Source organism: Streptomyces sp. NPDC052079 (genome assembly GCF_040680275.1).
In the GTDB taxonomy this organism is placed as follows: domain Bacteria; phylum Actinomycetota; class Actinomycetes; order Streptomycetales; family Streptomycetaceae; genus Streptomyces.
In genome coordinates, this window is record NZ_JBFAWL010000016.1 from 26,045 (window position 1) to 40,287 (window position 14,243).

The 14,243-nt window shown below is 72.0% G+C and carries 13 protein-coding genes; 8 read left to right on the forward strand and 5 right to left on the reverse strand.

Annotation, left to right across the window (positions count from 1 at the left end; all coding sequences use genetic code 11):
* Positions 1-49 precede the first annotated feature (49 nt).
* On the reverse strand, positions 50-1,141 hold the full coding sequence (cobT, locus tag AB0L56_RS22190; RefSeq protein ID WP_365425614.1) for a nicotinate-nucleotide--dimethylbenzimidazole phosphoribosyltransferase: 1,092 nt from the start codon (positions 1,139-1,141) through the stop codon (positions 50-52).
* Between the two features lie 183 nt (positions 1,142-1,324).
* Between cobT and AB0L56_RS22195 the strand changes: the two genes are divergently transcribed.
* Positions 1,325-2,386 (forward strand): class I SAM-dependent methyltransferase, encoded by a 1,062-nt coding sequence (locus AB0L56_RS22195; RefSeq protein ID WP_365425616.1) that lies wholly within the window; start codon positions 1,325-1,327, stop codon positions 2,384-2,386.
* A 29-nt stretch (positions 2,387-2,415) separates the two neighbouring features.
* Here AB0L56_RS22195 and AB0L56_RS22200 read toward each other — a convergent pair whose 3' ends face one another.
* Positions 2,416-3,615: a bifunctional adenosylcobinamide kinase/adenosylcobinamide-phosphate guanylyltransferase gene (locus AB0L56_RS22200; RefSeq protein ID WP_365425618.1), complete on the reverse strand. Its 1,200-nt coding sequence runs from the start codon at positions 3,613-3,615 to the stop codon at positions 2,416-2,418.
* Between the two features lie 116 nt (positions 3,616-3,731).
* Here AB0L56_RS22200 and AB0L56_RS22205 point away from each other — a divergent pair, with 116 nt between their 5' ends.
* The gene (locus AB0L56_RS22205; RefSeq protein ID WP_361036475.1) at positions 3,732-3,962 is read left to right on the forward strand and encodes a hypothetical protein; all 231 of its coding nucleotides are present in this window, start codon (positions 3,732-3,734) and stop codon (positions 3,960-3,962) included.
* A 220-nt stretch (positions 3,963-4,182) separates the two neighbouring features.
* Here AB0L56_RS22205 and AB0L56_RS22210 read toward each other — a convergent pair whose 3' ends face one another.
* Together AB0L56_RS22210 and AB0L56_RS22215 are read right to left on the reverse strand one after the other, a co-directional pair.
* Positions 4,183-4,851 (reverse strand): methyltransferase domain-containing protein, encoded by a 669-nt coding sequence (locus AB0L56_RS22210; protein WP_365425620.1) that lies wholly within the window; start codon positions 4,849-4,851, stop codon positions 4,183-4,185.
* Positions 4,852-4,934: 83 nt separating this feature from the next.
* Positions 4,935-5,612 carry a DUF3043 domain-containing protein gene (locus AB0L56_RS22215; RefSeq protein ID WP_365425622.1) on the reverse strand — a complete coding sequence of 226 codons (678 nt, stop codon included), beginning with the start codon at positions 5,610-5,612 and terminating at the stop codon, positions 4,935-4,937.
* A gap of 228 nt (positions 5,613-5,840) precedes the next feature.
* Here AB0L56_RS22215 and AB0L56_RS22220 point away from each other — a divergent pair, with 228 nt between their 5' ends.
* From AB0L56_RS22220 to AB0L56_RS22240, 5 genes are all read left to right on the forward strand, one after another.
* The gene (locus AB0L56_RS22220) at positions 5,841-6,626 is read left to right on the forward strand and encodes a PspA/IM30 family protein (protein ID WP_361036484.1); all 786 of its coding nucleotides are present in this window, start codon (positions 5,841-5,843) and stop codon (positions 6,624-6,626) included.
* 20 nt (positions 6,627-6,646) lie between these two features.
* Positions 6,647-6,931: a hypothetical protein gene (locus AB0L56_RS22225; protein WP_361036487.1), complete on the forward strand. Its 285-nt coding sequence runs from the start codon at positions 6,647-6,649 to the stop codon at positions 6,929-6,931.
* A 73-nt stretch (positions 6,932-7,004) separates the two neighbouring features.
* A complete protein-coding gene (locus AB0L56_RS22230) occupies positions 7,005-8,228 on the forward strand; it encodes a histidine kinase (RefSeq protein WP_365425624.1) in 1,224 nt (407 codons plus the stop codon).
* Positions 8,229-8,250: 22 nt separating this feature from the next.
* Positions 8,251-8,931, forward strand: a complete 681-nt coding sequence (locus AB0L56_RS22235) for a response regulator transcription factor (protein WP_361036493.1) — start codon at positions 8,251-8,253, stop codon at positions 8,929-8,931.
* Between the two features lie 162 nt (positions 8,932-9,093).
* A complete protein-coding gene (locus AB0L56_RS22240; protein ID WP_365425627.1) occupies positions 9,094-12,210 on the forward strand; it encodes an efflux RND transporter permease subunit in 3,117 nt (1,038 codons plus the stop codon).
* Positions 12,211-12,293: 83 nt separating this feature from the next.
* Here the strand turns inward: AB0L56_RS22240 and nadA are convergent, their stop codons facing one another.
* On the reverse strand, positions 12,294-13,478 hold the full coding sequence (gene nadA, locus AB0L56_RS22245; protein WP_365425629.1) for a quinolinate synthase NadA: 1,185 nt from the start codon (positions 13,476-13,478) through the stop codon (positions 12,294-12,296).
* Between the two features lie 302 nt (positions 13,479-13,780).
* Between nadA and erpA the strand changes: the two genes are divergently transcribed.
* Positions 13,781-14,137 carry an iron-sulfur cluster insertion protein ErpA gene (erpA, locus tag AB0L56_RS22250; RefSeq protein WP_019522019.1) on the forward strand — a complete coding sequence of 119 codons (357 nt, stop codon included), beginning with the start codon at positions 13,781-13,783 and terminating at the stop codon, positions 14,135-14,137.
* The last annotated feature ends 106 nt before the right edge of the window (positions 14,138-14,243 follow it).

Consider the following 14,243-nt stretch of genomic DNA (forward strand, 5'->3'; position numbering starts at 1 on the left):
GCCCCCGCCGCGCCCTGGAGGACTGGCTGGGCGGCAAACCGGACGCACCTCAGGGACGCGAGGCGGTATCGCCCTGCGGCTCCGCCGCCGCCTCGTCCGGCCGCTCCGGCAACTCCGCAGCCAACGCCGCCGCCGCCTGCACCAGCGGCAACGCGAGCAACGCCCCCGTCCCCTCCCCGACGGTCACCCCCTGCGTCAGCAGCGGCTCCAGCGCCATCCGGTCCAGCGCCTTCGCCTGCCCCGGCTCCCCACTCGAGTGCGCCGCCAGCCACCAGTCCGGCGACCGGAACGCCACCCGCTGCGCCACCAGCGCGCACGCCGCCGACACGACCCCGTCCAGCAGGACCGGCATCTTCCGCACCGCGGACTGCAGCAGGAACCCGGTGATCGCGGTCAGATCGGCCCCGCCCACCGTCGCCAGCAGCTGCAGCTGGTCGCCCAGCACCGGCCGCGCCCGCCGCAGCGCGTCACGGATCGCCGCGCACTTGCGCATCCACGCCAGGTCGTCGATCGCCAGCCCCCCGCGCCCGGTCACCACCGACGCGTCCGTGCCGCACAGCGCCGCCACCAGCACACCCGCCGCCGTGGTGCCGCCCACGCTCACATCGCCGAGCACCACCAGATCCGTGCCGGAGTCGGCCTCCTCGTCCGCGACGGCCATCCCCGCGCGGAACGCCGCCTCGGCCTCCTCCGCGGTCAGCGCGTCCTCGATGTCGATACGCCCGCTGCCCCGCCGCACCCGGTGCCGGACCACGTCCTCGGGCAGTGACCCGGGATCGCAGTCCAGGGCCATGTCGACCACCCGCACCGGCACACCCAGCCGCCGTGCCAGCACGGACACCGGACGGCCGCCGTCCAGGATGTCCCGCACCAAGTTCGAGGCGCTGCCCGCGGCCCGCGCGGAGACACCCAGCTCGGCGATCCCGTGATCGCCGGCGAACAGCACCACCCGCGGCCGTTCGATCGGCCGCACCGGCACCGCCGACTGCGCCGCCGCCAGCCACTCGCCCAGCTCGTCGAGGCGGCCCAGTGACCCGGGCGGCACGACCTGACGCTCCCGGCGCGCCTCCGCGTCACGGCGCACCCCGCTGTCCGGACGCTCGATCAGATCGGTGAAGTCGTCGATATCAAGCGAGCTCATTCGCCGAACAGTACCGGCCCCGATCGAACACCACGTCGCACCCGGTCAGCCCCGCGCACCCGGCCTCATCCCCACCACGCCACCCCGGCGCCGCTCCACCCCCGAAGGCCCCCCTATACGTAACGTTTTGCTCGGATTGCCGGACATCGTCCGCGCCGTACCCCCTCACGCCGGGAGCCACCCATGTCCGCACCGACCCCAGACCCCGCGATCCCCGCCCCCCACGGCTCCGCGCGGGTGCACGAGCCGCGCCGCGCGGACTGCCCCTGGTGCGGCTCCGCGCGGCTGCGCAACCGGCTGAGAACCGGTGACCTGCGCCGGCACCGGCCCGGTCTGTTCACCGTCGACGAGTGCCGCGACTGCGGTCACACCTTCCAGAATCCCCGCCTCACCGCGGAGGGCCTCGCCTTCTACCGGCGGGCCGTGCGCGGCGCGCCCCGCGACCCCGCCACCGAACGCGTCCTCGCCCTGCACGCCGTACGGCACCGCCGCCGCGCCGCCGCCCGCGCGATGCTCCCCTTCGGCGAACCGGAGAGCTGGCTGGACGTCGGCACGGGACTCGCCCGCTTCCCGCAGACCGCACGGGAGTTCTTCCCGTACACCGCCTTCGACGGCACCGACCTCACCGCGCGCGTCGAGAAGGCCCGGGCGCTCGGCCGCGTCGAGGAGGCGCACATCGGGCCGCTGACCGACCCGACGGTCATGGCCCGGCTGGCCGGACGCTACGACGTCGTCAGCCTGCTGCACCACCTGGAGCACACCACGGACCCCCGGGCGGAGCTCCACGCGGCGCTGGACGCCCTGCGCCCCGGCGGCCACCTGCTCATCGAGACCCTGGACCCGCGCTGTGCCTTCGCCGCCCTGTTCGGCCGCTGGTGGCTGCCCTACGACCAGCCCCGCCGGCTGCACCTCCTGCCCCGGCGCAATCTCCGCGCGGAGCTCGAGAAACGCGGCTGCACGCTCATCACGGACGGGCACCGTGCCGCGCACGTACCGCACGACCTGGCCGGGCTGACCGCCCTGGCCCTCTCCCACGCGCTGCCCGCCCCGGACACCCCCTGGCGTGCCATCCCGCCGACCCCGTTCCAGCGGCACCTGCGCAGGGTGCTGCTCCGCGCGGGCACCCCACTGGTGATCGCCGCGGCGATGACCGACCTGGCGCTGTCACCCCTGGTACGCCACACCCCGTTCGCCAACGCCTACCGGATCATCGCCCGGAAGCCGCCATCGCCGCCGAAGCGTTAGGGCCGGACAGGCCCTGACCCGGCCCCGGGTCACCCCCGCAGGACGAGCGCCTGCCCCGCCACCACCAGCAGCACGTGCTCGCACTCCTGCGCGAACGCCGCGTTCAGCCGTCCCAGTTCGTCCCGGTAGCGGCGGCCGGACGCGGTGGCGGGCACGATGCCCGAGCCCACCTCGTTGGACACGGCGACCACCGTCCGCCGGGTTTCGCGCACCGCCTGCGTCAGCGCCCGCACCCGCTCGCGCAGCTCCCGCTCCCCGCCGTCCGCCCACTCGGCGTCGTCCCACGCCCCCACGGAGTCCATCACGTCCGTCAGCCACAGTGACAGACAGTCGATCAGCAGCGGCGGCCCGTCGTCCTTCAGCAGCGGCACCAGATCGCACGTCTCGACCGTCCGCCACGACCCCGGCCGCCGCTCCTGATGCGCCGTCACCCGCGCCGCCCACTCGGTGTCCCCGTTGCGCGACCCGCCGGTCGCCACGTACTGCACCTCCGGGAACGACTCCAGCCGGCGCTCGGCCTCCACCGACTTGCCCGAACGCGCCCCGCCCAGCACCAGGGTCCGGCGCGGTACGTCGGGCACGTCCTCGTAGGCGCCCACCTCCAGCGTGGTCCCGTCCGGCACGGCACGCGCCCCGGCCGCCGCGAGCCGCCGCCGCAGCTCCGCACCCGGCGGCACGTCGTGGTCCAGATGTACGGCGACGACGTCCGTGGTCGGGCCCACCGCGCCCACCCCCCGCAGCCGCGCCAGCGCGTCCGGGCGCCCCACGACGTCCAGCAGCGCCATCGCGTACGGCTCGGCCGGCTCCTCCAGCCCGGCCGGCGCTCCGCCCGGCGGCAGGTACAGCAGACGCTGCCCGTCCGGGCCGGTGACGGCGTAACCGGTGCCGGGCGAGTCCAGCGCCACCGCCCGCACCCGATGGCCCGTCAGCAGCGCCAACTCCCGCCCGTCCGGCACCCGTCCCGGCTGCGGCAGCCCGGCCGGCACCTCGACCGCCGGGCCGTCGTGCGGGTGCGACAGCAGCACCTGGCGTACGCCGCCCAGCGAACGCCCCGCGCGGGCCGCCGCGAACGCCGTGCCCGGCGTGAGATCGAGCAGCAGCGCGCCGTCCACGAGCAGTGAGGTGGCCGCCCGCGCGTCGGTACCGGCCGCGGACGCGCATGCCGCGCAGGGGCAGTCGGGGCGGGGGAGTCCGGCGGGGGCACCGGTGCCGAGCAGAGTGAGTTCCACGCCCCGATTCTCACCTGCGCCCACAGCCGATGCGCGTCCGACTACGCTCTTGGTCAGGAGCCGGACCAAGATCCGGCTTCTGTCATGCAGTGTGCTCATACCCATGGGAGGCGTACATGGCGGCATGGACGTGGCGGTTCGAGAAGGCCGACGGGACGCAGGTCGAGCCCGCGGTGCCGCCGGAGGAGTTCTCCACACAGGGGGACGCGGAGTCCTGGATCGGGGAGAACTGGAAAGCTCTCGCGGAGGGGGGCGTCGACCAGGTGCGGCTGCTGGAGGACACGACGGAGATCTACGGCCCGATGAGCCTGCACGCGGAGCCGGAGCCGGAGCCGGAAGAGGCGTAAGCCCCCGGGGGCGGGGCCCAAACCCTTGCCTCGCCCCCGCCGCCCCTTCCCGTCCCGTCCCCAAGGGGCGCTGCCCCTTCGACCCCGAACGCGCGGGTCGGCGGGTGGTTGCTCGCGCAGTTCCCCGGGCCCCTTCAGGGGCGCGGGGAACTGCGCAAAGGGGGTCCGGGGGCGAAGCCCCCAGGGACGGGACGGGAAGGGGCGGCGGGGGCGAAAGAACTCAGCCGCGGACCCCGCACAGGTGCAGCAAAGACGCCACCCCCCGGTACGGATCCGTCCGCCCCGCCCGGTCCTCGACCGTAAGCAGCGCGTCCAGGTCGGACGAAGGAACCCCGTCGTCCACCACCGTGTCCGTGAAGACCCGCACCCCGTACCAGGCGTGCAACGGCGCCCCGATCCCCGCCAGCGTCGACGTCAGCCTCTTCAGCCCGTACGTCGCCGTACAGAAACCCGCCAGCGCCCCGGCCCAGTCACCGGCCACCCCCGCCCGCATCGCCGCCGCGTCACCGTTCCGCACCAGCAGGGACACCAGCCCCCCGGGCGCCAGCATCCGGGCCACCCCCGCCAGCAACGCATCCGGCTCCTCGACCTGCATGAGCACGCCATGACACAACACCACGTCGAAGCTGCCCGGCAGAAAGTGCACACCGGTGTCCCCGGCCTGCCCCTCGATGATCCGCATCCGCTCCCGGATGCCCTCCGGCTCCCCGGCGAGGGACTCCCGCGCGGTGGCGATCATCGCCGCGTCGTGTTCGACACCCGTCACCTGGTGACCGGCCCGGGCCAGCCGCAGCGCCTGCGCCCCCCGGCCCATGCCCACGTCGAGCACCCGCAGCCGCCGTCCGACCGGGAAGCGCCCGACTATCTGCTCCTCCAGCTGGCGGGCCACCAGCTCCTGCCGGACGACGTCGCGCAGACCGCCAGGCCCGCCCAGCCGGTCCGATGCCGCGCCGTCGGCGAACGGCGTGGTGGTCAGGGCCGCTCCCCGCGCTTGACCTGGGGCTTGGGCAGTCGCAGCCGGCGCATCTGGAGCGAGCGCATCAGGGCGTAGGCCACGGCACCGCGCCGGTTCTCGTCGGGGAAGCGCTCGGCCAGCTGCTTCTTCAGCCGGAACCCGGTCACGACCGAGTCGAGCACGATCATCACGATGACCACCAGCCACAGCAGCAGCGCGACGTTCTGCAACTGGGGCACCTGGATCATGCTCAGCACCAGGATGACCACGGCCATCGGCAGGAAGTACTCCGCGATGTTGAACCGCGAGTCCACGAAGTCACGCGCGAACCGGCGCACCGGCCCCTTGTCGCGGGCGGGCAGATAGCGCTCGTCGCCGCTCGCCAGCGCCTGGCGCTGACGCTCCAGTGCGGCACGGCGCTCCTCACGCTGCCGCTTGGCGGCCTCCTTGCGCGTCGTCGACGTGTTGGCCACGCTGCGACGCTGCGACTGGGCCACGCTGCGCTTGGGCGTGGGACGGCCCTTGGGGGCCTCCGGGTGACGGGTCTGCTTGGAGTCGGTCACCGTCGCCTTGTCGGCGAGCGATGCCTTCTCTTCCTTGGCACGGCTACGGAACACAAAACCCAAGGGTACGGGGTGGCCGGGGTTGGACCCCAGCCTTGTGGGGAACGATCCGGCAACGTCGGACGTCTCCAAAAGGACAGAGGGGACGTACTGGGGGTCTCCGGGACGTCCGTCCGGCGTGCCCCGGGAACCACCTACTCCTCACGCCGGAGCGGAGGAGCCGTCAGTCGTCCTTGGGGATGAGCGCATCCGTCCCCGAACAGTGCGGTAATGGATGCAGGGCCCGTACTGTGGGTTCTGTTGCAGTGGCTGGAGCTGGAGTCCGTCAGAAGGGGGCGCGCGAAGCCCATGAGCGGTGTCATGAAGCGTATGGGGATGATCTTCCGCGCGAAGGCGAACAAGGCCCTTGACCGGGCCGAGGACCCGCGCGAAACCCTCGATTACTCGTATCAGAAGCAGCTGGAGCTGCTCCAGAAGGTCCGCCGTGGCGTCGCCGACGTGGCGACCTCGCGCAAGCGGCTGGAGCTCCAGCTCAACCAGCTCCAGTCCCAGTCGGGCAAGCTGGAGGACCAGGGCCGCAAGGCGCTCGCCCTCGGCCGTGAGGACCTGGCGCGCGAGGCGCTCTCCCGCCGCGCCGCGCTCCAGCAGCAGGTCACGGACCTGGAGACCCAGCACGCCACGCTCCAGGGCGAGGAGGAGAAGCTCACCCTCGCCGCCCAGCGCCTGCAGGCCAAGGTGGACGCCTTCCGCACCAAGAAGGAGACCATCAAGGCCACGTACACCGCCGCCCAGGCGCAGACCCGGATCGGCGAGGCCTTCTCCGGCATTTCCGAGGAGATGGGCGACGTCGGGCTGGCCATCCAGCGGGCCGAGGACAAGACCGCCCAGCTCCAGGCGCGGGCCGGCGCGATCGACGAGCTGCTGGCCTCCGGCGCCCTGGACGACCAGTCCGGGATGCACAAGGACGACATCCAGGCCGAGCTGGACCGGCTCTCCGGTGGTACGGATGTGGAGCTGGAACTGCAGCGCATGAAGGCCGAGCTGGCCGGAGGCGGCACCGGTGACCGACAGGCCATCGAGGGCGGCGAGACGACGCAGCAGCCCCAGCAGCAGCCGCAGGACACCCCGCGGTTCGACAAGCAGTAGCCCACGCCGAGGAGGGCGACATGATCGTACGGATCATGGGGGAGGGGCAGCTGACGCTGGACGAGAGCCGGCTCGCCGAGCTGAACAAGCTGGACGAGGAACTGCTCGCCGAGATGGAGAACGGCGACGGGCCCGGCTTCCGCGCCACCCTGAAGGCGCTGCTGGCCAAGGTGCACGAACTCGGCGAGCCCCTGCCGGACGACACCCTGGAGCCCTCCGACCTGATCCTGCCGTCGCCCGACGCGACGCTCGAGGAGGTCCAGGAGCTGCTGAGCGACGACGGCCTCATCCCGGGAGTCTCCTAGGACCGGGTGTCTCCCTCGGTGCCCCCGCGCGACCTCACCCGGCCGGGGGCAACCCCGGCTACCGTAATCAGCCGTGAGCACCCTGACACGCGCCCGGTGCCGGCTCCGGGCGCACCCCTTCGCACTGGACGCCGCCATCGCCACCGGCGTCCTCCTGTGCATGATCGCCGGATCCTTCGTCGCCCCGCACAGCTCCGACGGCGTCAGCTGGCAGCTCCGCACCCCCGACCCGCTCAGCCTGGTCCTGATGGCCCTCGGCGCCGCCGCGCTCGTCTTCCGCCGCCGCGCCCCCCGTACGGTGCTCGCGCTGGCCGGCGCCGCCTCCGTGGCCGAGTCCGTCACCGGCGACCCCCGCGCCCCCGTCGTCATGTGCGCCGTCGTCGCGCTCTACACCGTCGCCTCCGCCACCGACCGCCCCACCACCTGGCGGATCGGCCTGCTCACCATGACCGTCCTCACCGGCACCGCGATGGCGGCCGGCCCGCTGCCCTGGTATGCCCAGGAGAACCTGGCGATCTTCGCCTGGACCGGCATCGGCGCCACCGCCGGGGACGCCGTACGCAGCCGGCGCGCGTTCATCCAGGCGATCCGCGAACGCGCGGAACGGGCCGAGCGCACCCGCGAGGAGGAGGCCCGCCGCCGGGTCGCCGAGGAGCGCCTGCGCATCGCCCGCGATCTGCACGACGTGGTCGCCCACCACATCGCCCTCGTCAACGTCCAGGCGGGCGTCGCCGCCCATGTCATGGACAAACGGCCCGACCAGGCCAAGGAGGCCCTCGCCCATGTGCGCGAGGCCAGCCGCTCCGCGCTGGGCGAGCTGCGCGCCACGGTCGGCCTGCTGCGCCAGTCCGGCGACCCCGAGGCGCCCACCGAGCCCGCGCCCGGCCTGGACCGCCTCGACGAGCTCGCGGGGACGTTCCGCAGCGCCGGACTGCGCGTCGAGGTCGCCCGCGCCGACCAGGACACCGAACTCCCCGCCGCCGTCGGCCTGGCTGCCTACCGGATCGTGCAGGAGGCCCTGACCAACGTGCAGAAGCACGCCGGGACCGAGGCACGGGCGGAGATCAGCGTCGTCCGGGTGGGACCGCACATCGAGATCACCGTCCTCGACGACGGCAGCGGCGACGACCACGACCCGGCACCCGGCGGCGGGCACGGACTGCTCGGCATGCGCGAGCGCGTCACCGCCCTGCGCGGCACCCTCACCACCGGTCCCCGCTTCGGCGGCGGTTTCCGCGTCCATGCGATCCTTCCCGTCAAGCCCCGCACGTCCGCGGCCGAGGACGGCCGCCCCTGACCACCGCGCCGCTGGAGCCCGTATGACGATCCGTGTTCTGCTCGCCGACGACCAGGCGCTGCTGCGCAGCGCCTTCCGCGTGCTCGTCGACTCCGAGCCGGACATGGAGGTGGTCGGGGAGGCGTCCGACGGCGCGGAGGCGGTCCGGCTGGCCCGGGAGCAGCGCCCCGACGTCGTCCTGATGGACATCCGGATGCCCGGCACCGACGGGCTCGCCGCCACCCGCATGATCAGCGCGGATCCCGAACTCGCCGGGGTCCGGGTGGTGATACTGACGACCTTCGAGGTCGACGACTACGTGGTGCAGTCGCTGCGGGCCGGCGCCTCCGGCTTCCTCGGCAAGGGATCCGAACCCGGCGAGATGCTGAACGCCATCCGGATCGCCGCCGAGGGGGAGGCGCTGCTGTCCCCGGTGGCCACCAAGGGCCTGATCGCCCGCTTCCTCGCCCAGGAGGGCCCGGGCGGCGACGAGGACCCGGCCCGCGCCGAACGGCTCGAGTCGCTCACCGTGCGCGAGCGGGAGGTGCTGGTGCAGGTGGCCGGCGGGCACTCCAACGACGAGATCGCCGAACGTCTCGAAGTCAGTCCGCTCACCGTGAAGACCCACGTCAATCGCGCCATGGCCAAACTGGGCGCCCGGGACCGAGCCCAGCTGGTGGTCACCGCGTACGAGTCGGGGCTGGTCCGTCCAAGGGTGGAGTGAATCCGGCGGGGCGTACTGCGGCGGGAGTATGCGCCGGATAAGGAATCGGACCTCGGGTCTACGGATCGGCCCCCGGCGATGGACCAGGGTGTAGATCGGGCGCCCACTTGCGCGCGCCCGCCCTCCGGACTTCTGCCGCTCCACGGAAAAGAGACCCTGACCATGTCCTGGCTGTCCAGATTCAGCCTCGCGCAACGAGCGCTGATCGGACTGATGTCGATCATCGCGCTCGTCTTCGGGGCGATCGCGATACCCCAGCTCAAGCAGCAGCTGCTGCCGACCATCGAACTGCCCATGGTGTCCGTGCTCGCGCCGTACCAGGGCGCGTCCCCGGACGTGGTCGAGGCGCAGGTCGTCGAACCCATCGAGGACAGCCTGGAGGCCGTCGACGGCATCTCCGGCGTCACCTCGACGGCGAGCGAGGGCAACGCCGTGATCATGGCGTCCTTCGACTACGGCAACGACACCCAGCAGCTCGTGGCCGACGTCCAGCAGGCAGTCAACCGGGCCGGCGCCCGCCTCCCGGACGACGTCGACCCGCAGGTCGTCGCCGGTTCCACCGACGACATGCCGACCGTGGTGCTCGCGGTCTCCTCCGACCAGGACCAGCAGGCGCTCGCCGACGAGCTGGACCGGACCGTGGTGCCCGCGCTGGAGGGCATCGACGGCGTCGGCCAGGTCTCGGTGGAGGGCGTGCGCGACCTCCAGGTCACCGTCACCCCCAGCACCGCGAAGCTGGCGAAGGCGGGTCTCACCACCCAGTCGCTGTCCCAGGCCCTCCAGGCCGGCGGGGCGACCGTCCCGGCCGGCTCCTTCGACGAGGACGGCGCCAACCGCACCGTCCAGGTCGGCGGCGGGTTCACCTCGCTGAAGCAGATCAAGGACCTGATGGTCACCGGTGAGCCCGGCAAGGGGAAGCCGGTCCGCCTCGGCGACGTCGCCACCGTGACCGAGGAGGAGGCCCGGGCCGACTCCCTCACCCGCACAAACGGCAAGCCCAGCCTCGCCGTCATGGCGACGATGGACCACGACGGCAGCGCCGTCGCCATCTCCGACGCCGTGAAGGACAAGCTTCCCGAACTCCGCGAGGACCTGGGCGACGGCGCCACCCTGACCGTCGTCAGCGACCAGGGCCCGGCCGTGGCCAAGGCCATCGACGGCCTGACCACCGAGGGCGCGCTCGGTCTGCTCTTCGCCGTCCTGGTGATCCTGGTCTTCCTGGCGTCGGTCCGCTCCACCCTGGTCACGGCGGTGTCCATCCCGCTGTCCGTGGTCCTCGCCCTGATCGTGCTGTGGACCCGTGACCTGTCGCTGAACATGCTGACGCTGGGCGCCCTGACCATCGCCATCGGCCGGGTCGTGGACGACTCCATCGTCGTCCTGGAGAACATCAAGCGGCACCTCGGCTACGGCGAGGAGCGCCACGAGGCGATCATGAAGGCCGTACGCGAGGTGGCCGGCGCGGTCACGTCCGCGACGCTCACCACGGTCGCCGTCTTCCTGCCGATCGGCCTGGTCGGCGGCATGGTGGGCGAGCTGTTCGGCTCCTTCAGCCTCACCGTCACCGCCGCGCTGCTGGCGTCCCTGCTGGTCTCGCTGACCGTCGTCCCGGTGCTGTCGTACTGGTTCCTGCGCGCTCCCAAGGGCACTCCCGAGGACGCCGAGGAGGCGCGCCGCCTCGCCGAGGAGAAGGAGGCGAGGAGCCGCCTCCAGCGCGGGTACCTCTCCGTGCTGCGCTTCGCGACCCGCCGCAGGCTGGCGAGCGTCGCCATCGCGGTCGTCGTGCTGATCGGCACCTTCGCGATGGCACCGCTGCTGAAGACGAACTTCTTCGACCCGGGACAGCAGCAGGTCCTCACCGTCCGTCAGGAGCTGGAGCCCGGCACCAGCCTGGCCGCGACCGACGCCCAGGCCGCGAAGGTCGAGAAGCTCCTCTCGGACACCGAGGGCGTCAAGGACTACCAGGTGACGGTCGGCTCGTCCGGCTTCATGGCGGCCTTCGGCGGCGGTACGGACAGCAACCAGGCCATGTACCAGGTGATGCTCGAGGACGACGCCTCCTCCGAGGACGTCACGGACAGCATCGAGAAGGGCCTCGGGGAGCTCGACGGCATCGGCACCACCACCGTCGCCGCCGGTGACGGCTTCGGCAACCAGGACCTCAGCGTGGTCGTCAAGGCGGCCGACGCGCAGGTGCTGCGCAAGGCGGCGGACCAGGTCCGGGACGCGGTCGCCTCCCTGGACAACGTCACGGACGTCACCAGCGACCTGGCGCAGAGCGTGCCCCGCATCTCCGTGAAGGCCGACGACCGGGCCGCCGAGGCCGGGTTCAACGACCAGACCCTCGGTGCGGCCGTCGCCCAGGCGGTGCGCGGCACCCCGGCCGCCAAGGCCGTCCTGGACGACACCGAGCGCGACGTCGTCATCCGCTCGGAGAAGCCGGCCACCACCGTGGCGGAGCTGAAGAACCTGCGCCTGGGCCCGGTGAAGCTGAGCGACGTCGCCACGGTCGAGGTGGTGGACGGCCCGGTCTCCATGACCCGTATCGACGGCCAGCGCGCGGCCACCGTCACGGCGAAGCCGACCGGTGACAACACGGGCGCGGTGGGCGCGGCGCTCCAGCAGAAGATCGCCGGGCTGACGTTGCCCGCGGGCGCCACGGCGGAGATCGGCGGCGTGACCGAGGACCAGGAGGAGGCGTTCCTCAACCTGGGCCTGGCGATGCTGGCCGCGATCGCGATCGTCTTCATGCTGCTGGTCGGCACCTTCCGGTCGCTCGCCCAGCCGCTGATCCTGCTGGTCTCCATCCCGTTCGCGGCGACCGGCGCGATCGGCCTGCTGCTGGTCACCGGCACCCCGATGGGCGTCCCGGCGATGATCGGCATGCTGATGCTGATCGGCATCGTGGTCACCAACGCGATCGTGCTGATCGACCTCGTCAACCAGTACCGCAAGCAGGGATACGGCGTCGTCGAGGCCGTACTGGAGGGTGGCCGCCACCGTCTGCGGCCGATCCTGATGACGGCCCTGGCGACCATCTTCGCCCTGCTGCCGATGGCGTTCGGCGTCACCGGCGAGGGCGGCTTCATCGCCCAGCCGCTGGCCGTGGTGGTGATCGGCGGTCTGATCACGTCGACGCTGCTGACCCTGCTGCTGGTGCCGACGCTCTACGCGATGCTGGAGCTCCGCAAGGAGCGGCGCGCGAAGAAGCGGGCGGCGAAGAAGGGCGGGGCGGCGCAGGGTGAGGCCTCCCAGGAGCCCGCACCGGCGCAGGTCTGACCCACCGGCACGACGAAGGGCCCCGTCCGCATCACACCGAGGTGATGCGGACGGGGCCCTTGGTCATCCGTCATGCCTATCCGCTACGGCAGCGCCAGCATCCGCTCCAGCGCCAGCTTGGCGAACGCCTCCGTCTCCTTGTCCACCTCGATGCGGTTGACCAGGTTGCCCTCGGCGAGGGATTCCAGGGCCCACACGAGGTGGGGGAGGTCGATGCGGTTCATGGTGGAGCAGAAGCAGACGGTCTTGTCGAGGAAGACGATCTCCTTGCCCTCGGGCGCGAAACGGTTCGCCAGGCGGCGGACGAGGTTCAGCTCGGTCCCGATGGCCCACTTGGAGCCGGCCGGGGCCGCCTCCAGCGTCTTGATGATGTACTCCGTCGAGCCGACGTAGTCGGCGGCGGCCACGACCTCGTGCCGGCACTCGGGGTGGACCAGGACGTTCACCCCCGGCATGCGGTCGCGTACGTCGTTGACCGAGTCGAGGCTGAACCGGCCGTGCACCGAGCAGTGGCCGCGCCACAGGATCATCTTCGCGCCGCGCAGCTCCTCCGTGGTCAGCCCGCCGTTCGGCTTGTGCGGGTTGTAGACGACGCAGTCCTCCAGGGACATCCCCATGTCCCGCACCGCCGTGTTGCGGCCCAGGTGCTGATCGGGAAGGAAGAGGACCTTCTCGCCCTGCTCGAAGGCCCAGTCGAGGGCGCGGCGGGCGTTGGAGGAGGTGCAGATGGTGCCGCCGTGCTTGCCGGTGAACGCCTTGATGTCGGCGGAGGAGTTCATGTACGAGACGGGGACGACCTGCTCGGCCACCCCGGCCTCGGTCAGCACGTCCCAGCACTCGGCGACCTGCTCGGCGGTGGCCATGTCGGCCATGGAGCAGCCGGCCGCGAGGTCGGGCAGGACGACCTTCTGGTCGTCACCGGTGAGGATGTCCGCCGACTCGGCCATGAAGTGCACACCGCAGAAGACGATGTACTCGGCCTCCGGGCGCGCGGCGGCGTCCCGGGCCAGCTTGAAGGAGTCGCCCGTGACGTCGGCGAACTGGATGACCTCGTCGCGCTGGTAGTGGTGGCCGAGCACGAAGACCTTGTCCCCGAGCTTCTCCTTGGCCGCGCGGGCGCGCTCCACCAGATCAGGGTCGGACGGGGAGGGGAGGTCGCCGGGACACTCCACACCGCGCTCGCTCTTCGGGTCGGCCTCACGGCCGAGGAGCAGCAGGGCGAGGGGCGTCGGCTGTACGTCGAGCTCCTGGGTCTGGGCGGTGGTCACGACACGCACCCTTTCTGTTCTGGCGACTTCTCGTCTGTGGCGACTTCTCGTCGAAATGACGCTATCCATCATAGCCGGTTCACGTCACTTTGACGATGGGCATAGCGTCCATGTGACGTGAATCCCGGCCGGCGCCGGTTCGTTCCCGGGAGGCCCCACAGGAGCCGGTTTCGGCTCGGCACGGCGTGTGCGAGCATGAAGAACGAGGCGAGGAAATCACGCGCCCGGCCCGGAATGAATCCGCGGTCCCGCCGGTTGCAACCGTCGGCAAGCAGTCTCCGTACAACCCGGGAGAGATGTAGATGTCCGTATCGGACGAGACCACCACCGTTACCGACGGCATCGTCCTGACCGACGCCGCCGCGTCCAAGGTCAAGGCCCTGCTCGACCAGGAAGGCCGTGACGACCTCGCCCTGCGCGTCGCCGTCCAGCCCGGGGGCTGCTCCGGCCTGCGCTACCAGCTCTTCTTCGACGAGCGCTCTCTCGACGGTGACGTCGTGAAGGACTTCGGCGGTGTCAAGGTCGTCACCGACCGCATGAGCGCTCCGTACCTGGGCGGCGCCACCATCGACTTCGTCGACACCATCGAGAAGCAGGGCTTCACGATCGACAACCCGAACGCCACCGGCTCCTGCGCCTGCGGCGACTCCTTCAGCTGAGCCGGGGCCTTCCCCCGCAGCACAGCTCCAGGCAGCACAGCCTGAGGCAGCACAGCCCGAAGGCGGCGGTCCCTTTCGACAGGGCCGCCGCCTTCGGGCTTTCTCC

Bases quoted from the DNA above. Each gene is read 5' to 3' on its own strand.
- cobT (WP_365425614.1), bottom strand. From the start codon at position 1,141: ATGAGCTCGCTTGATATCGACGACTTCACCGATCTGATCGAGCGTCCG.
- AB0L56_RS22195 (WP_365425616.1), top strand. From the start codon at position 1,325: ATGTCCGCACCGACCCCAGACCCCGCGATCCCCGCCCCCCACGGCTCC.
- AB0L56_RS22205 (WP_361036475.1), top strand. From the start codon at position 3,732: ATGGCGGCATGGACGTGGCGGTTCGAGAAGGCCGACGGGACGCAGGTC.
- AB0L56_RS22220 (WP_361036484.1), top strand. From the start codon at position 5,841: ATGAAGCGTATGGGGATGATCTTCCGCGCGAAGGCGAACAAGGCCCTT.
- AB0L56_RS22225 (WP_361036487.1), top strand. From the start codon at position 6,647: ATGATCGTACGGATCATGGGGGAGGGGCAGCTGACGCTGGACGAGAGC.
- AB0L56_RS22235 (WP_361036493.1), top strand. From the start codon at position 8,251: ATGACGATCCGTGTTCTGCTCGCCGACGACCAGGCGCTGCTGCGCAGC.
- AB0L56_RS22240 (WP_365425627.1), top strand. From the start codon at position 9,094: ATGTCCTGGCTGTCCAGATTCAGCCTCGCGCAACGAGCGCTGATCGGA.
- erpA (WP_019522019.1), top strand. From the start codon at position 13,781: ATGTCCGTATCGGACGAGACCACCACCGTTACCGACGGCATCGTCCTG.